This window comes from Kurthia massiliensis (genome assembly GCF_000285555.1).
Classification (GTDB): domain Bacteria; phylum Bacillota; class Bacilli; order Bacillales_A; family Planococcaceae; genus Kurthia; species Kurthia massiliensis.
The window spans coordinates 222,392-240,116 of record NZ_HE610998.1; the positions used below are offsets into that span (position 1 = coordinate 222,392).

Annotated in this window: 21 protein-coding genes; 12 read left to right on the forward strand and 9 right to left on the reverse strand. The window is 40.4% G+C overall.

Features of this window, described 5'->3' with window-relative positions; genetic code table 11:
• Positions 1-180: 180 nt before the first annotated feature.
• On the forward strand, positions 181-468 hold the full coding sequence (locus tag KMHG_RS08745) for a hypothetical protein (RefSeq protein ID WP_010288779.1): 288 nt from the start codon (positions 181-183) through the stop codon (positions 466-468).
• A 130-nt stretch (positions 469-598) separates the two neighbouring features.
• Here the strand turns inward: KMHG_RS08745 and KMHG_RS08750 are convergent, their stop codons facing one another.
• From KMHG_RS08750 to fdhF, 3 genes are read right to left on the reverse strand one after another with little or no spacing between them, the layout of a single operon-like run.
• Positions 599-1,645: an Mrp/NBP35 family ATP-binding protein gene (locus KMHG_RS08750; protein ID WP_010288780.1), complete on the reverse strand. Its 1,047-nt coding sequence runs from the start codon at positions 1,643-1,645 to the stop codon at positions 599-601.
• A gap of 12 nt (positions 1,646-1,657) precedes the next feature.
• Positions 1,658-2,137: a helical membrane plugin domain-containing protein gene (locus KMHG_RS08755; protein WP_010288783.1), complete on the reverse strand. Its 480-nt coding sequence runs from the start codon at positions 2,135-2,137 to the stop codon at positions 1,658-1,660.
• A gap of 5 nt (positions 2,138-2,142) precedes the next feature.
• On the reverse strand, positions 2,143-5,082 hold the full coding sequence (gene fdhF, locus KMHG_RS08760) for a formate dehydrogenase subunit alpha (protein ID WP_010288784.1): 2,940 nt from the start codon (positions 5,080-5,082) through the stop codon (positions 2,143-2,145).
• Positions 5,083-5,669: 587 nt separating this feature from the next.
• Between fdhF and KMHG_RS08765 the strand changes: the two genes are divergently transcribed.
• From KMHG_RS08765 to KMHG_RS08780, 4 genes are read left to right on the forward strand one after another with little or no spacing between them, the layout of a single operon-like run.
• The gene (locus KMHG_RS08765) at positions 5,670-6,017 is read left to right on the forward strand and encodes a Na-translocating system protein MpsC family protein (protein ID WP_010288785.1); all 348 of its coding nucleotides are present in this window, start codon (positions 5,670-5,672) and stop codon (positions 6,015-6,017) included.
• A 10-nt stretch (positions 6,018-6,027) separates the two neighbouring features.
• The gene (fdhD, locus tag KMHG_RS08770) at positions 6,028-6,819 is read left to right on the forward strand and encodes a formate dehydrogenase accessory sulfurtransferase FdhD (RefSeq protein WP_010288786.1); all 792 of its coding nucleotides are present in this window, start codon (positions 6,028-6,030) and stop codon (positions 6,817-6,819) included.
• A gap of 26 nt (positions 6,820-6,845) precedes the next feature.
• A complete protein-coding gene (gene moaA, locus KMHG_RS08775; RefSeq protein ID WP_010288787.1) occupies positions 6,846-7,859 on the forward strand; it encodes a GTP 3',8-cyclase MoaA in 1,014 nt (337 codons plus the stop codon).
• 43 nt (positions 7,860-7,902) lie between these two features.
• On the forward strand, positions 7,903-8,679 hold the full coding sequence (locus KMHG_RS08780) for a formate/nitrite transporter family protein (RefSeq protein WP_010288788.1): 777 nt from the start codon (positions 7,903-7,905) through the stop codon (positions 8,677-8,679).
• A 102-nt stretch (positions 8,680-8,781) separates the two neighbouring features.
• Here the strand turns inward: KMHG_RS08780 and moaC are convergent, their stop codons facing one another.
• Genes moaC through KMHG_RS08795 form a run of 3 tightly spaced genes read right to left on the reverse strand, consistent with a single transcriptional unit; the run spans position 8,782 to position 10,327 of the window.
• Entirely contained in the window at positions 8,782-9,270 is a 489-nt protein-coding gene (moaC, locus tag KMHG_RS08785; protein ID WP_010288789.1) for a cyclic pyranopterin monophosphate synthase MoaC, read from the reverse strand.
• Entirely contained in the window at positions 9,270-9,836 is a 567-nt protein-coding gene (gene mobA, locus KMHG_RS08790) for a molybdenum cofactor guanylyltransferase (RefSeq protein WP_010288791.1), read from the reverse strand. The genes moaC and mobA overlap by 1 nt, the downstream gene beginning before the upstream one ends.
• A complete protein-coding gene (locus tag KMHG_RS08795; RefSeq protein WP_010288793.1) occupies positions 9,833-10,327 on the reverse strand; it encodes a MogA/MoaB family molybdenum cofactor biosynthesis protein in 495 nt (164 codons plus the stop codon). The genes mobA and KMHG_RS08795 overlap by 4 nt, the downstream gene beginning before the upstream one ends.
• Before the next feature lie 152 nt (positions 10,328-10,479).
• On the opposite strand from KMHG_RS08795, the gene KMHG_RS08800 reads away from it, so the two are divergent.
• Genes KMHG_RS08800 through moaD form a run of 5 tightly spaced genes read left to right on the forward strand, consistent with a single transcriptional unit; the run spans position 10,480 to position 13,969 of the window.
• Positions 10,480-11,496 carry a thiazole biosynthesis adenylyltransferase ThiF gene (locus KMHG_RS08800; RefSeq protein WP_010288794.1) on the forward strand — a complete coding sequence of 339 codons (1,017 nt, stop codon included), beginning with the start codon at positions 10,480-10,482 and terminating at the stop codon, positions 11,494-11,496.
• Between the two features lie 11 nt (positions 11,497-11,507).
• Positions 11,508-12,797, forward strand: a complete 1,290-nt coding sequence (locus KMHG_RS08805) for a molybdopterin molybdotransferase MoeA (RefSeq protein WP_010288795.1) — start codon at positions 11,508-11,510, stop codon at positions 12,795-12,797.
• Positions 12,761-13,273, forward strand: coding sequence for a molybdopterin-guanine dinucleotide biosynthesis protein B (gene mobB / locus KMHG_RS08810; protein ID WP_390618907.1), 513 nt, complete (start codon positions 12,761-12,763; stop codon positions 13,271-13,273). Before KMHG_RS08805 ends, mobB begins: the two co-directional genes overlap by 37 nt.
• Positions 13,274-13,275: 2 nt before the next feature.
• Positions 13,276-13,743, forward strand: a complete 468-nt coding sequence (locus KMHG_RS08815) for a molybdenum cofactor biosynthesis protein MoaE (protein WP_010288802.1) — start codon at positions 13,276-13,278, stop codon at positions 13,741-13,743.
• Positions 13,736-13,969 (forward strand): molybdopterin converting factor subunit 1, encoded by a 234-nt coding sequence (moaD, locus tag KMHG_RS08820; protein WP_010288803.1) that lies wholly within the window; start codon positions 13,736-13,738, stop codon positions 13,967-13,969. The genes KMHG_RS08815 and moaD overlap by 8 nt, the downstream gene beginning before the upstream one ends.
• A gap of 53 nt (positions 13,970-14,022) precedes the next feature.
• Here moaD and modB read toward each other — a convergent pair whose 3' ends face one another.
• Positions 14,023-14,688 (reverse strand): molybdate ABC transporter permease subunit, encoded by a 666-nt coding sequence (gene modB, locus KMHG_RS08825; RefSeq protein ID WP_010288805.1) that lies wholly within the window; start codon positions 14,686-14,688, stop codon positions 14,023-14,025.
• Positions 14,689-15,480, reverse strand: coding sequence for a molybdate ABC transporter substrate-binding protein (gene modA / locus KMHG_RS08830; RefSeq protein WP_010288806.1), 792 nt, complete (start codon positions 15,478-15,480; stop codon positions 14,689-14,691).
• Between the two features lie 101 nt (positions 15,481-15,581).
• On the opposite strand from modA, the gene KMHG_RS08835 reads away from it, so the two are divergent.
• Complete coding sequence (locus KMHG_RS08835; protein WP_010288807.1) at positions 15,582-16,469, forward strand: substrate-binding domain-containing protein; 888 nt, start codon at positions 15,582-15,584, stop codon at positions 16,467-16,469.
• A gap of 34 nt (positions 16,470-16,503) precedes the next feature.
• Here the strand turns inward: KMHG_RS08835 and KMHG_RS08840 are convergent, their stop codons facing one another.
• A complete protein-coding gene (locus KMHG_RS08840) occupies positions 16,504-17,133 on the reverse strand; it encodes a hypothetical protein (protein ID WP_010288808.1) in 630 nt (209 codons plus the stop codon).
• Between the two features lie 88 nt (positions 17,134-17,221).
• Here KMHG_RS08840 and KMHG_RS08845 point away from each other — a divergent pair, with 88 nt between their 5' ends.
• Complete coding sequence (locus tag KMHG_RS08845; RefSeq protein ID WP_010288809.1) at positions 17,222-17,716, forward strand: GerMN domain-containing protein; 495 nt, start codon at positions 17,222-17,224, stop codon at positions 17,714-17,716.
• Positions 17,717-17,725 lie beyond the last annotated feature (9 nt).

The following is a 17,725-nucleotide window of genomic DNA, read 5'->3' on the forward strand; positions in this document are numbered from 1 at the left end:
CGCGGTTCCGGTTTTTTGTTGCGAACGCTAAAAAGGAAAATGAAATGTTTTGTCCCAGCCTCCTTTTTTTGCGTCTTTCCAATGGACAACGCTCAAAAAAAAAGCTACACTAAATGCGGATGAATTTTTGGGTCTATATATAATAGGAAGAAACTCAAAATAATCGGAGGATTTTAAATAATGGATGCACAAATTCGAGAATGGTTGGAATGTTTCCAACGTGATAAAGATGCAGATGCATTAGAAGGACTGAAAAATTATTGCATTACGATGATTGAACCTTTAATTGAAGAGTTCGAACAAAAGTATGGCACTGAAGCAGGTGACCTTCTCCGTGAACGTTGGGACAAACGTTTCTTCTTTATTTTCACAAAGTACCAATTAGATGTCGGCCTAGATTTAAAAACGTTCGTGACGAATACGTATCGTTTTTATTTCATGCAAACGCTCAAAAAAGCGGGCTATTAAACAATATAAAAAGACTGTCTATCAACTTGCTGCAACAAGCTGATAAACAGTCTTTTTTCACGTTCTTTATAATATATAGATGAATTTTGGGTAAATACTTAGATATAAATGGAAGTATGGATATTGTTAATTATTGATAAATCAAATCTTCTGCTAAGTGAGTGAAAGCCTCACCTAACACTGAATCTTCATCGTAGACAGATGAACCGGTATTTTCATCGGGTTGCGCAAATGGAATTTGTGCGATGACCTCTGTAGCGAGCGCCCCTGCAAGTGCGTCGCCACCACCTTTCCCGAATAAATAACTGCGTTCACCTGTTGGGGTTTCAAAGAACGCCATATTTTCGACAACACCTAAAATTTGGTGTTTCGTATGACGTGCCATAACACCTGCACGAGAGGCTACATGGCTTGCTGCATTGTGCGGCGTTGTAACGATGATTTCTTGGGCTTGGGGGATCATCGCTGCGACATCAATGGCAACATCACCAGTGCCTGGTGGTAAATCTAATAGCACATAATCAAGATCGCCCCAGTGAGTATTCACTAAGAAGTTGCGGATCCATTTGTTTAACATTGGGCCGCGCCACATCACCGGTTGATTATCTTTTGAGAAGAATCCCATCGACATGACTTTGACACCTTCTGCGGTAACAGGTACTGCCATTTGGTCAATCATCGTTGGTTGTTCTTGAATGTGCATCATAGCTGGGATACTGTAGCCGTAAATATCCGCATCAACGATACCGACGCGTTTGCCTTGGCGTGCAAGCGCGACTGCAAGGTTGATTGTAACTGTAGATTTACCGACGCCACCTTTTCCACTTGTAACGGCGATGAAGCGTACGCCTGAATCTGGGCGAAGCATTTTCGGCATACCTTCATCTGTTGTGTTTTGCTGTTTTAAAGAGGCAGTTAGGGTTCTGCGTTCTTCATCAGTCATTGAACCGAATTGAATCGTAATGTCTGTTGCTTCAATATCTTTTAAGGCCGCTTCAACGTCTTGTTTGATTTTAGCTTTTAGGGGACAGCCAGAAATCGTCAAAACAATTGTGAGTGAGATGTGCGTACCATCGATTTTGACATTACGAATCATGTTTAATTCTGTAAGACTTTTATGGAGTTCAGGGTCTTCAACGTGTGATAGTGCTTGTAAAACTTTTTCTACTGTTAGCATAATAGGGTTCTCCTAATCTTTTAATCCTTTACCAAGGCCTTTTAAGAAGTGGACACCAAAGTTCATTGCACGGTTGACATCAGGATCATTCATCGCTTTCATTAGCTTGAAGATACTCATTTTGTCTTCTGTTTGTAGGGCAACCTTCGCTTCATCCATACCACTGTTTAGGCTTGTCATTAATTTAGCAACCATGCCAGCATCCATAGAAGTTAAAGCGCCAGCTGCACCCATTAATACATTGATCATGTTTGTAACAGGCTCACGTGTTACTTGACCAAGCGCGATATGCGCGATTTTTTCTTTAGCTTGAAGCATTTTTGTAACGGCTTCAAGTGCACCGACATCGTTTAACTCAGCCATAATTGTCATTAACTCGTTAATCACTGACTCGTTATCAGCGACTAATGATTTTAACTGTTCTAGCTTTTGTTCAGCGATTTGTTCGTCAGTGAGTACTTCTTTTTTAATTTTCGTAATTGGAGCTGCCATCTAAACTACACTCCTTCTCGTTCCGTCGTTAAGTGCACGTAGCCTGGGCGATCCCATTTACGTTGTACTTCTACACCATTTTGTGGGTGACGTTTTTTATTACGTGGGTTAGACGCTGGTAATGGATTTTTACCTTTGCGTTTTAATACTTCTACGCGGATTTTTGTTTGTTTATAAGCCGGTGTAGAAGTATTCGCATCACCTTGAGGACCTGTTAAGAAGTTAATAGAAGATTCTTTATCAGTTGAGTTCATTGGTAAGAATAATTCGTTACCTTGAACACGATCTGTCACTAAAGCTGGTACTTTTAATGCGCCGTATGGAGATACTAAGCGAAGTAGAGCACCTGTTTCAATATTACGTTCTTTTGCAAGTTCTGGTGATACTTCGACGAAGATTTCAGGTACTTTTAATTGGATACCTGTTGATTTGTTTGTCATGTTACCTTCGTGGAAGTGTTCTAACATACGACCATTGTTAATATGGCAGTCGTACTGGCAATCGTATTCAACAACTGGCGCCCAGTCATTTAATGCGAAACGAGCACGTTTGTCAGGGAAGTTGAAACCATCTAAGAATAATAATGGTGTATTAGCACCATTGATAGGGTCACCCCATACGAAACTGTTCCAACCTTCCATATAGTCATAGCTGTTTTGTGCAAAGATTGGTGTTAAGCTTGCCATTTCAGCATAAATGTCACCTGGGTGTTCGTAGTTCCAGTTACCGCCTAAGCGATTTGCAACATCTTGTAGGATGCGCCAGTCTGGACGAGATTCACCAAGTGGTGGTAATACTTCATATAAACGTTGAACACGACGCTCAGTGTTTGTGAAAGTACCTTCTTTTTCTAATGAAGGAGAAGCTGGTAAAATAACGTCTGCATATTGCGCAGTACGAGATAAAAATACGTCTTCTACAACACAGAATTCTAAGTTTGATAATACTTCGTCAACGTGGTTAGCGTTCGCATCAACTAATGCCATATCTTCACCGACGATGTACATCGCTTTCATTTTGTTTTCCATAATCGCATCAAGCATTGCCATGTTTGTACGGCCTGGTGTTGATGGGATGGTTGCACCGTAAGCTTGTTCGAATTTCGCACGAGCGGCGTCATCGGTTACCTTTTGGTAGCCAGGAAGTAAGTTTGGTAATGTACCCATGTCACAAGCGCCTTGTACGTTGTTGTGACCACGTAATGGATAAGCACCAGCGCCTGGACGACGGTAGTTACCAGTCGCTAATAATAGGTTAGAGATCGCAGCAGATGTGTAAGAACCACCTGTATTTTGCGTAACACCCATACCCCAAAGTACACATGTACCATCAGCGTCGCGAATCATTTCAGCGATGTTGATTAATGTAGCAGCTGGGATTTTTGTTTCTTTTTCAGCATATTCAAGTGTGTATTTTTCTAATACTTTTTTGAATGCTTCGTAATCATTCACGTTATCGTCAATGAATTTTTGATCGTGCCAACCTTGGTCGATCATGTATTTTGTAACAGCCATTAACCATACTTGGTCCGTACCTTGTTGAGGGCGAATGTGAATGTCTGAGCGTTCAGCCATTTCATTTTTACGGATATCGGCAACGATTAATTTTTGACCGTGTAATTTGTGTGCACGTTTAACACGTGTTGCAAGTACTGGGTGACCTTCAGCAGGGTTTGCACCGATGATGATAACAAGACCAGCTTTTGCGATATCTTTAATTGTACCTGCGTCACCACCGATACCAACTGTACGGCTTAAACCGTCTGTCGCTGGAGATTGGCAGTAACGTGAACAGTTATCGACGTCATTTGTGTTGAATAATTGACGTGCCATTTTTTGAATAAGATAGTTTTCTTCGTTTGTAATTTTAGAAGAAGAGATGAAGCCGACTGAACCAGGGCCGTGCTCTTTTTGAATACCGCCTAATTTAGAAGCGACTAAATCTAATGCTTCGTCCCAAGATGCTTCTACAAACTCATCACCTTTACGGATTAATGGTTTTGTAATACGGTCTTCTGAATTTACGAAGTCCCAACCGAATTTACCTTTCACACAAGTTGAAATTGCGTTTACAGGACCTTCAGATGGTTGTACTTTTAAGATGTGACGACCTTTTGTCCAAACTTCGAATGAACAACCGACACCACAGAAAGTACATACTGTTTTTGTTTTCTTCGTACGTTCGCTACGCATCGCAGATTCAATTTCAGAGATTGCTAGGATACCGCTGTAACCAGGCTCTACATCTTTAATTAAATCAATCATTGGATCTAACATGTCTTGCTTCATACCAGTCATGAAACCAGCTTGACCAAGCATTGATTTTTCCATTAATGCATTACATGGACAAACAGTGACACATTGACCACAGCTTACACATGAAGAATCGTTGATTGCAACGCCGTCATCCCATTTAATGCGAGGACGTTCTGCTTCCCAATCAAGTGATAACGTTTCGTTAACTTGTAAGTTTTGACATACTTCTACACATTGACCACATGCGATACATTGGTTTGGATCGTAGCGGTAGAATGGGTGAGACATGTCGACTTCTGTTGGGTCAACTTTCGGTTTGTATTCGTATTTTTGATGTTCAATGCCCATCATGTCAACAGTGTTATGTAACGTACAGTTACCATTGTTGTTATCACATACTGTACAGTAAAGCATGTGGTTTTCTAACAAACGGTCCATTGCTTCCGTTTGTGCTTCCTTCGCCTTATCAGAAGCAAGTTGTACGTCCATGCCTGCTACAGCTTTTGTAGAACATGAGCGTACAAGTTTACCATCGATTTCTACAATACATGTATCACATGTACGGATAGGGTCGACAGCTTCAACATGACACACTTGTGGGTGTTCAATGTTGTTGGCGTTAATCGTATCAAGGATTGTCGCGCCTTCTTTTACGTCATAAGGCACGCCATTGATTTTGATCTCCGTCAAAGAAATTCCTCCTCCTCGTATGAATGTTCAACATAAAAGCGACGAATGTTTACAAATACTTGAACGTATTTGAGTGTCTTGTTATAAATTCGACGTCAATGTACTGAAAATTCATAATACAAGTATCAAATTAGTTGAATCGTTATCCTCTAGCCTTATAATAAGATAATAAGGAATTAGAGAAGTTCCTCTTATAAAAACAAAAAAACCACCATGAAAAGACCGAGGCAACTTTTCTCCGTTTTGCCTGAGTACTTTATTTCATGGTGGAATAGATTTTTAGCAGTTACTTGCTTAAAAGGCCAATCCTACATTTAATTTTAAGTATAAAAATAATCACAATACATTAACCAATCGCATAGCGTCACCGCTAAACGATAGAAGAAAATACTGAAATCATTTTTAATGCAAGATTTATCGTATCATGACTCGATATAATGTGACAAGGGTATTTATAAAAAAATATGATCATCATTTTCATTTAAAAAAGGTCTTTTCATTTTTGAAAAGTTGAGCTATAGTTATCAACTTGTGAGGGTCACCACCGACTAGCATTTATAAAATGTAAATATAAGGGAGGCTAGAAAATGTCAAAAAAAGTGCATGAGTTCAATGACATCATTCGCAAGTTAAGAAAAGATTTGTTCGGAAAAGGCCCCGAACGCATTCATACTGTATTTGTAGAAAACTTAGCAGTATCAACGCTTTATGGGAATATTACACCGACAGAAAAATTTATCGCAGGTACCATTGATGGTGCAAAAATTGTCCATGAAGCGCGTACAGCAATGATTCAAGATTTATATTCTAAAAAAACACCAGATGGTATGGAAGAACTAATGGGTGCCAAACTTTTACATTTATTTTCCGATATTAAATTAGAGGAGGATATGGCCGTCTCTGTATTTATATTTGAAAAAAATATAGAAGAGTAGGAGGGGGCTTATGAATACGCAAATTAAACGATCGGTCTTACGCATTGAAGGTAATGAAAAACGTATGATTGAAGATTCGATTGTGACAGAACATCCTGTTACCGTGAAAATTAATCAACAAGAATTTGTTACGATGGTTTGTACACCAGAATATGTTGAAGACATGGTTGTAGGTTATTTAGCCTCTGAGCGTATTATTCGTTCTTTCGAAGATATTGACCGTATGTGGTATCAAGAAAAGGACGGGCTTGTGCATATTGAAACGAAAAAGATTAATCCGCTTGCACAACAAGTCCAAAATAAACGCTATATTACATCATGCTGTGGTATGAGCCGCCAAGGTTTCGTTTTCGCAAACGATGCTTTAGCAGCAAAACAAATGGATGAAATCAACGTAACCGTTTCCCCAGAAGATTGTTACCGTTTGATGCGTACGATGCAAGAAGGCGCTGTAACATTTAAAGAAACAGGTGGCGTGCATAATGCTGCACTGTGTGATAAAAATGGTATCATCGTCAGCCGTATGGATATCGGGCGTCACAATGCGCTTGATAAAATTTATGGCTATTGCATGCGCAATGACATTTCGATTGAAGATAAAATTCTCGTTTTTAGTGGACGTATTTCATCAGAAATCTTAATGAAAGTATCAAAAATCGGCTGTGAAATCGTTTTATCGAAGTCTGCACCTACTGAGCTAGCACTTAGTTTAGCTGACCAACTCGGTATTACGACAATTGGTTTTATCCGTAACAATGCAATGAACGTCTATACGCATGAAAGACGTGTCGAATTAGACTAAATTACTGAAAACGAGGAGGTGTGAAGATGAACCCAATTTATGACCAATTAAAGCGTCCATTACGCGATTTACGTATTTCAGTTACGGATCGCTGTAATTTTCGCTGCAGTTATTGTATGCCAGAAGAGATTTTCGGACCTGATTTTGCGTTCCTACCGAATGATAAAATTTTAAGCTTTGAAGAAATCGAACGTCTTGTGAAAATTTTTGTGTCATTTGGCGTCAAAAAAATTCGCATTACAGGTGGTGAGCCCTTAATGCGCCGTGATTTACCGGTATTAGTACGCATGATTCGCAATATTGAAGGTGTAGAAGATATTGCAATGACGACGAACGGGTCGTTACTAAAAAAATATGCGCGTCCATTGAAAGAAGCAGGACTTGACCGTGTGTCAGTGAGCCTAGATTCTCTAGACGATGAGCGATTTTTCGCAATGAACGGTCGACGAGGCAAAGTTAAAACAGTGCTAGCAGGTATTGAGGCAGCAGCAGAGGCAGGACTATATGTCAAAGTGAATATGGTTGTGCAAAAAGGCAAAAATACAGAAGATATTTTACCGATGGCGCAATATTTCAAAGAGAAAAAACATATTTTACGCTTTATTGAGTATATGGATGTCGGCAGTTCCAATGGTTGGCGCTTAGACGACGTTGTATCGAAAAAATCAATCGTTGAAGAAGTGTCAAAAATTGTTCCTGTAAAACCCGTCGCGCCAAACTATAAAGGTGAAGTTGCAACACGTTTTGCTTATGAAGATGGTGATGGCGAAGTTGGTGTCATTTCATCTGTAACCGATTCGTTTTGTGGTAATTGTTCTCGTGCACGTATTTCTGCTGAAGGCAAAATGTACACATGCCTTTTCGCAACGGAAGGTACAGATTTACGTTCATTATTGCGATCTGATTTAAGTGATGATGATGTTGCGGCACAAATTGCTGCTGTGTGGGAAAATCGTACAGATCGTTATTCAGATGAGCGGACAGAACAAACAGCTAGTCGTCGAAAAGGGCGCATTGAAATGTCGCATATTGGCGGCTAGTACGTTGTAACTCGTATGAATTAAGGGAGATTTAAGAATTATCATGGCTTTTTATAAACCAGAAGAAATTAAAGATATCGCAATAAACACAGGTGCGGCAAAAGCGAACGCTAGCTTAATGAAAATGCTTATTTTAGGCTTTTTCGGTGGCGCGTTCATCGCATTAGGTTTCTTATTAGACATTCGTATTATGGGCACGATGCCCGCTGAATGGGGTAGCTTCGGTACATTTATCGGTGCAACAATGTTCCCATTAGGTCTTATTTTAGTATTATTAGCAGGCGCTGATTTAATTACAGGTAACATGATGACAGTCGCAATGGCATTATTCTCACGTAAAATTGGTTTTGGTAAATTAGTATCTAACTGGATTATCGTTACATTAGCAAACTTAGTAGGTGCATTATTCATTGCTTACTTCTTCGGTCACTACGTAGGTCTTACAGAAGGTGCTTTCGCAGAAAAAACAATGGCAGTGGCAACTTCAAAAGTTGACGCTTCATTTATGCAAATCGTTGTTTCTGGTGTAGGTTGTAACTGGTTAGTATGTTTAGCTGTATGGTTATGCATGGGTGCACAAGATTTCGTAGGTAAAATCTTAGGTATTTGGTTCCCTGTAACTGCATTCGTAACAATTGGTTTCCAACACGTTGTTGCTAACATGTTCGTAATCCCAGCTGGTATTTTCGCTGGTGCTGACGTAACTTGGGGCGATTTCTTCTACAACATCAGTGGCGCATTCATCGGTAACGTTATCGGTGGTGCTGTGTTCGTAGGTTTAGCATACTTTGTTGCATTCAAAAACAAAGCTGCAAAATAATTTAAGACATTCGTCTAAATTAAAAAATGGAATCGTGCGATAAGGCGCGATTCCATTTTTGTTCGATATAAAAAAAGCGCAGTATGTACCGCGCCTTTCTTACTATATTTTGTCATTGATAAACGTGCCGCTTTTGCCGCCTGTTTTTTTCACAAGATATGTGTTTTTAATCATCATCGACTTGTCGACAGCTTTACACATATCGTAAAAAGTAAGTGCCGCAATCGATACCGCCGTTAATGCTTCCATCTCCACGCCTGTTTTGCCATCGCATTTGACAGTCGCTTCGATGTGTAGCTCATAGCCGCCTTCGATCTGCTCGTAATGAAACGCAAAGTCCGTACCTTGTAGCATGATTGGGTGACACATCGGAATAATATCCGCTGTTTTTTTCGCCCCCATAATACCAGCAATTTGGGCTACTTGCGTTGGGTCACCTTTTTTAATATTGCCATCTTCAATGGCTGCGTATAGTTCGTTTGATAAAACGATGGTGCTGCGCGCAATGGCAGTACGGCTTGTTGGGTTTTTGTCTGAAATGTCGACCATTTTTGGACGGCCGGCTTCGTTCCAATGTGAAAATTCGCTCATTATGCGTCTCCTTCATGTTGAGGCCAATCCTCAACGTAGTTAATATTTTTAAATGTCTTCGTGTCATTCATTTCAACGAATGACACGCGGACTTCCTCAAGCAATGCTTTCATACTGCGTCGATGACTGTCAATCGCCGCCATTGCTTGCGGAAGTGCGCGTCGATGATAAAGGGCTGCAAGTGGTTGCAACTTGCCGTCTGCTGTCGGAATAATAGCGTCTACATCGTCTGAAACATGTGTCGCTAACGTTTCCATAAAGGCAGCATTTATATAAGGCATATCCGCTGCAATCATGAAATACCAGTCAGATTCAATTTGCTGCATGACGCTACAAAGTGCATAAAGCGGGCCTTCATACAATTTGTCGTCTGTTATAAATTTAACATCAAGCTCATTAAATTTAGAGACTAATTGCTCGTTTGTCGAAATGACAATTGGATAATTTAGTTCTCTGAAACTGTTGAGACCGACGGCGTAAAGTGGCGCATTTTGCCACGTTTCAAACATTTTTGGACGCCCAAAACGAGACGATTTGCCACCTGCGAGTAAGACGCCTGTGATCATGTTCGTTTCAGCTCCCCTAAAAAATGTTGTACCGTCGGAATAATTAATTTTTCCATGCCAAGTGCAACGGCATTTGTCGAACCAGGGAGGGCATAAATCGCTGTCTCACCGACAGAACCAGCAATGGCACGACTAAACATGGCGCGCGCGCCGATATCGTCATAACTTAACATGCGGAACAGTTCGCCAAAGCCTGTCATCTCTTTTTCGAGGATAGATTGAACGGCATCATATGTGACGTCACGTTTCGTAAAACCGGTACCGCCCGTTAAAATAATCGTATTGATAGCATCATCAGCACACCATGCGGTAAGCTGATGACGAAGCATATCAACATCATCTTTTAAAATCGTGTAGGCTGCAATTTCAAATTGTGCCTCACTTAAAAAATATTGTACTTTTTGGCCACCTTTATCAGTGTCCAATGTACGCGTATCGCTGACCGTTAATACGGCAGCACGCACAGTTTCATGTTGGTGTGTTGGGTGCATCACACAGCCTCCTTTAGCTATTGTGCGAAATTCGCTAGGAAATGCACGACATTTATCGAAAATGTATGTCGATAAAAAAGCAATGCTTTTATTATAATGCTATAACAGCAAACGTCAATTATAAATTTTTACAGAGAGAAGGGATTGTCCCGATGACGGAGCGATATTCAAGACAACAATTATTTACCCCGATTGGACAAGAAGGACAACAATTATTACGAAAAAAACATGTACTCGTTGTCGGTGCAGGGGCGCTTGGCAGTGCTGTTGGTGAAGCACTTGTCCGCGCGGGTGTCGGCAAATTAACGATTGTCGATCGAGATTACGTGGAAATGAGTAATTTACAACGCCAGCAATTGTACACAGAGCAAGATGCGGCACAAAAAATACCGAAAGCGATTGCGGCGCAAAAGCGATTCGCATGTATTAATAGCGACGTCGATATTGACGCGCGCATTGTAGATGCAGACGTTACACTGTTAACAGATCTTGCGCAAGATATCGACTTGATGATTGATGGTACGGACAATTTTGATACACGTTTTGTGATGAATGACATTGCGCAAAAATATCAAATTCCATGGATTTACGGTTCATGCGTTGGTAGCTACGGTGCAACGTATACAATTTTGCCTGGCGATACACCTTGCTTACATTGCTTGCTAAATGCTGTACCGAATACGGGTATGACATGTGATACGGCGGGTATTATTAGCCCAGCCGTACAAATTACAGCAGCGTACGAAGTCGCGGAAGCATTTAAATTATTAACAGGTAATACTGATGCGTTACGTGGTACATTTTTGACATTCGATGTATGGCAAAATAGCCACTTCGAAATGAAAATCGGTGCAGCGAAAAATCCAAGTTGCCCGTCATGTGGCGAAGCACCTATCTATCCACATTTATCGTATGACAATCAAACGAAAACAGCGGTGCTATGTGGACGAGATGCTGTACAAATTCGTCCAGCTACAGCGAGAGATTATGATTTAGCGCAACTTGCACAAACGTTATCAGTGCATGGTGACGTACAACATAATCCATTTTTATTATCATGCCAATTGCCAACAGAACGCCTCGTCATTTTTAAAGACGGTCGCGTACTCGTGCACGGTACACATGATATTCAATATGCTAAAAATTTATATTATCGTTTATTAGGTTAAGGAGTGATTTGATGTTAGAGAAAAGAACACCAATCGCTGTAGGGGAAGCTGTACAGCGTGTTATGAAATATGCGAACGTAGGAAAAATAGAAGAAGTGGCAGTTGATAAGTGCTACGACCGCTATGTGGCAGTAGACGTCGTTGCGGACCAAGACGTGCCGGCATTTGACCGCTCACCGTACGATGGGTTTGCCATTCGTGCAATCGATAGCGAAGCGGCATCAGCAGACAATCCAGTTGCATTTGAAGTCGTCGGTACAATCGGTGCAGGATTTGTATTTAACGACGTCGTACAGCAAGGTCAAGCAGTACGCATTATGACTGGTGCACCGATCCCTGCAGGCTGTGATGCGGTTGTGATGTTAGAGCTCACAAAATCATTTGAGCAAGACGAAAAAACATTTATGTCGATTAAACGTTCATTTGCGTCTGGCACGAATATTTCTTACCGCGGCGAAGATATGAAGCAAGGTGCTGTGTTGATCGAAAAAGGTAGCTATATTAATCCAGGCGTCGCTGCATTACTAGCAACGTTTGGTTATGCGAATGTGCCTGTATTTAAAAAGCCGGTCATCGGTGTCATCGCAACAGGTAGCGAGTTACTAGAGCCACACGAAACATTAGCACCTGGGAAAATTCGCAATAGCAACGCGTATATGATGATTGCACAAATTGAACGTGCCGGTGCTGAGGCGAAATATTATGGAAAGCTCAGTGATGATTTAGATGTATGTATCGAAGCGGTGAAACGAGCGATGACAGAAGTCGATATGCTCATTACGACAGGTGGCGTCTCAGTTGGGGACTTTGACTACTTACCACAAATTTATGACGCAATTGGCGCAGAAGTGTTATTTAATAAAGTGGCACAACGCCCAGGTAGCGTGACAACCGTCGCACAGTGCAATGGTCAATTATTATTCGGTTTATCAGGTAATCCTTCAGCATGTTACGTCGGCTTTGAACTGTATACACATCCAGCCATTAACGCAATGTTCGGTAAAAAGCGTCCGCATCTTCGTCGTGAAAAAGCAGTCCTTGGCGTTGACTTTAAAAAAGCGAATCCATTTACGCGCTTTATCCGTGCGACCGTATCATTTAATGATGGGCAGCTCGTAGCGGTACCGTCTGGTTTTGATAAATCTAGTGCGGTATCATCGCTTGCAACAGCGAATGCGTTTATCGTCTTACCTGGCGGGACACGTGGATATGAGCAAAACATGCAAGTTGACGTTTTATTACTAGAGGATACATGTGGAAGTGAATGGCCTTGGGACAACATCGTACCATCATACAGATAGTCGGCTTTCAAAATAGTGGCAAGACGACGCTCGCAGAAAAACTAATTCATGCGGCAACTGAAAAAGGCTACCGTGTCGGTGCAATTAAGCATCACGGACATGGTGGTGTACCACAAACGAATGTTGGGAAAGATAGTACACGTCACGCACAAGCCGGTGCAGTCGTTGCGGCAGTAGAAGGTGAAGGTGTCGTTCAATTACAGCTGACAGATGATGCATTTGAACTTTCAAAGCTCATCGCCTTATATGAAACGATGTTGGTTAATTGTATAATTGTAGAAGGTTATAAAACAGCAGAATATCCGAAAGTTGTGCTGCTTAAGTCGGTAAGTGATTTAAAACTAATGCAATTAGAACATGTCGTTGCGGCCATTCGTTGGCCTGATTTTCCAGATATTTTTTTCCGAGACATTCCTGTATTTGACTTAGCAGATGAACAACAATATATCGAATATTTATTAAGAGAGAAGGCATAATTATGACAGAACGTTTTAAAATTAGTGAGACACCAATTATCGTCGATGAAGTGACGGAAAAAGTCGTAAGCCGTAACGCCGGTGCGATTACCGTTTTTATCGGTACGGTGCGAGAAATGACAAAAGGTAAAAAAACATTGTCATTACAATATGAAGCGTACCCTGCAATGGCGATTAAAATGTTTGAGCAAATCGAACGTGAAATGCTTGAAAAGTGGCCTGAAACAAAATTAGCGATTACACATCGCGTTGGGAAACTAGACATTAGTGATATTGCGGTCGTTATTGCTGTATCGTCTCCACACCGTAAAATTGCGTATGAAGCGAATGAATTTGCCATTAACCGTATTAAACAAATTGTACCGATTTGGAAAAAAGAACATTGGGAAGATGGTACAGAATGGATTGGCAATCAATTAGAAAACGTACCATATCCAACAGGAGCACCGAAGGAGGATTTACATGATTAACGTATTATTGTTCGCGCATTTACGTGAAACGATCGGGCAAGATCAGCTGCAAATTGATGCAGAAGCAATGACAGTCGCAGATATTAAAGCGTGGTTAATGGCACGTTATCCGACGTTATCGTTAGAAACCGTCATGAGTGCTGTGAACGAAGAGTTTGCGATGGACCATACAACAGTTCATGCGGGCGATCACGTAGCGTTCATCCCACCGATTAGTGGGGGTTAATACAAATAAAAAAACGAGAAATCGCAACGGGCGGTTTCTCGTTTTTTGTATCGTTATGAAGGTTGGCGTTGGATAAAATGAACGCCTAATAGCATGATAAAAGATAATAGGACCATGACAGCGACCCACGACCATGCGAGTGACATATTGCCTGCATCAATCGCTGTATAAATGGCAAGTGGTGTCGTTTGCGTAACACCTGGTAAATTGCCGGCAAACATTAACGTCGCACCGAATTCACCGAGCGCACGTGCTAAACTTAAAATACCACCTGCAATAATAGAGGTCATCGCCATCGGAATAGAAATGCGCCAGAGCACTTGCCACTCACTGGCACCATCGACACGTGCCGCATTTTCAATGTCTTCATCGACTGCTTCAAAACCTGTTCGCGCTGTTTGATACATGAGTGGAAATGCGACAACAGTAGATGCAATGACTGCAGCCCAAAATGTAAACATAAGCGGTTGCCCAATGAGCCACGTGATCCACTCACCGATAAAACTATTTTTACCGAAAATAATAATGAGTAAAAAGCCGATGACAGTAGGCGGTAAGACGAGTGGTAATAGCATCAATGTTTCGATGAACACTTTACCTCGAAACGTTCGCTTTGCCATGAATTTCCCGAAAAATACACCGAGTACGATTGCTAAAAAACCTGCTGTAGCGGCAATTTCAATCGAGAGGCGAATGGGAGTCCAAAAGTCAGTTAGCATTTATTGTGCTCCTTTAAAACCGTAATCCTTAAATACTTTCATAGCGTCATCACTTTGTAAAAATTGATAGAACGCTTTTGCTTCAGTTCGGTGTTGACTATCTTTTAAAATACCGACAGGATAAATAATAGGCGCGTGCGTTTGTTCATCTGCTGTTGCTACTACTTTTACTTTGTCAGATGTTAAGGCATCTGTTTTGTAAACAATACCAGCATCTACATTCCCTGTTTCTGCATATGTTAATACTTGGCGTACATCTTTACCGTAGACGACATGAGATTGAATTTTCGTCCATACGTCAATTGATTTTAATGTTTCGATACCATATTCACCTGCTGGTACAGATTCAGGTGTACCGAGTGCTACTTTATCTGCTTTCGTTAAATCTTCGAATGATTCAATTTGTTTTGCATTTTGATTAGGTGTGACAAGTACTAACGAATTTTGTAAAAGATCGGTGCCATCTTTTTTATCAATCTCACCATCTTCTACTAATGCGTCGTAGTTTTCTTCAGAGGCTGAGAAGAATAAGTCTACTGGGGCCCCTTGAGCAATTTGTTGCTGTAAGGCGCCAGAACCACCAAAGTTGTAAGTAATGTGAATGTCTTTATGTGCTGCTTCATAATCTTTCGCAAGCGCTGTTAATGCATCTTGCAAACTAGCAGCAGCAGAAATCGTTAATTCGACTTGTTTTGGAGATGATGTCGTTTGTTTTTGATCATCATTGCCACAACCAGCTAATAATCCTCCTGCGAGCATCAATGAACTAACAATTGTAAACATTTTTTTCATATAAAGTACCTCTTTCGTTATAATGAATTATAACAAGACATTACTTATTATAAATAGTTATAACGAAAATGCCAATTAATTTTAAAAAAGGGGGGTTTCTAATGCATCTAGAAACATCATATACAATAGAAGAAGTTGCGAAATTATTAAAAGTATCGAAGTTAACCATCTATGACCTCGTTAAAAAAGGGGAGTTGCCGGTGTTTAAAGTAGGACGCCAAATGCGCTTAGCAGCAACTGATTTTGATGCTTATATCGCTCGTCATCGTATGAAAACGAATGATGAACAAAAAACGATTATTATTAGCGGACAAGATTTTGCGTTAGATTTATTAGGAAAATATATTGAGAAGCGATTAGGCTACAAGGTGTTACGTTCTCATGAAGGTAGTTTTAATGGTTTGTTAGCAATGTATCAAGGAAATAGCGATATTGCGAGCTTACATATGTATGATGGTGATACAGCGGCGTATAACTTACCTTATATTAAAAAAGTATTCGTCAGTCATCGTTATTGTTTAATACGCTTGCTAAAACGCTGTGCTGGTTTTTATGTGGCGAAAGGGAATCCACGAAATATTCGTCATTTTAAAGATTTAAAGGGAGATGTACGTCTCATCAATCGTGAAAAAGGTTCCGGTATTCGTACGTTACTAGATGAAATGTTGCGCATTCATGGCATTTCTCCTGTAGCGATTCAAGGATATGAACATGAAGAAAAAGACCATTTAAGTGTTGCTTCCGCTGTCGCAAGTGGTGCAGCAGATGTAGGCATTGGCATTGAAAAAACAGCGCAGTTAGTTGACGTTGATTTTGTACCAATCATTGAAGAACACTATGATATCGTTTTATTAAAAACAGAAGAAAATGAACGATTAATAGAAGCGGTAAAAGACATTTTAAATGATGACCAATACCAACAAGAAGTGAAAAATATCGGAGGATATGACGTATCGCAAATGGGGACAGTCGTTTTTGAAACATTATAAAGAAAAAGGAGGTTGCCAATCGGCAGCCTCCTTATTACATATAAATGGCAATCATTTGTCCAGGGTGAAAATCAATTTCTAATTGAAATTGTGGATGTTTCGTTGAAAGTGTTCTTAATTGTCGACCGACCGGAATATCGAGCATTTCATCTTGGATCGTACTATTATTTTTGCGTCGCCAACGCATCCATGAAAAATGATGCCCTTGTAGACGTTCATGAAATGTCGTTAATGTTTCTATTGTCATTTGTTCGGTCGTACCGTAGGCGCTATTATACGTTTGCAAATTTGGCATGACCGTCAGCCAATGTAGTACAGAATCTTTTTTCGATTCATACCATCTTTTCTGACAAATGCCAGGCACAATATAAAAGGCAGCATCGTCGAATTGACCGAATGGTACGATACGCGCTTGGAAAGATGGAATCGATAAAGCAGACATCATTTCTTCGGCATTGTTGTTTAAAAACGTTTCAAACAATGTAGCGTCAAAAAATTCACCGAGCAATGTCGTCGGTGATGCACAATCGCTTAAAAAACTATTTTGTTGGACGAGCTGGGCAATGCAAGTGTGGACAGTTTGTTCATGAAAAGTGTATGACTGCGCAAAACCGTTCATTAATGCATAAAGTCCACACGTACTACCGCGTTGTTCAAAAATCATGTTAACACTCCATTTCAATTGCATTTATTATAGCAATTTTTCAATAGGAATTATATAATGGAAAAAATATGGAAATAGGTGGTCAGTCATGAAAAGAATAACATTTTTATTAGCAAGTGCACTTGTCCTTGCAGCATGTGGGCAACAAACGTCGGAACATGAAGGACATGAAACGAGTCAGGAAGCATCGCATGAACAAACGGTTGTTTTATATAACGATATGACAGATGATGCGACAGGGGCACTGCCAGGTGATCGTGTGACGTATCATACGAACGAAGAACAGTCATTGTCACAATTTTTATTAAAAAAATTAGAGATGGCGCCATATGTTAAGGAAAGTAGTGTGTCAGAAGATGGCACAGTCGCAACCGTTAATTTTAATCAAGAAGTGATGCAGACGAATATTTTCCAAGGTTCTGCAGGCGCAGCTTATAGCGTCGAAATGATTGGCAAAACATTCTTTCAAAATATGCCTGAATTAGAGCAATTGCAATTGCGCATTGAAGGTGAAAAACAAGAAATGGACCATATGCGTTTTGATGATTATACAAGAGATGACTTTAAATTTGATAAATCTTAAAAGTAGAAT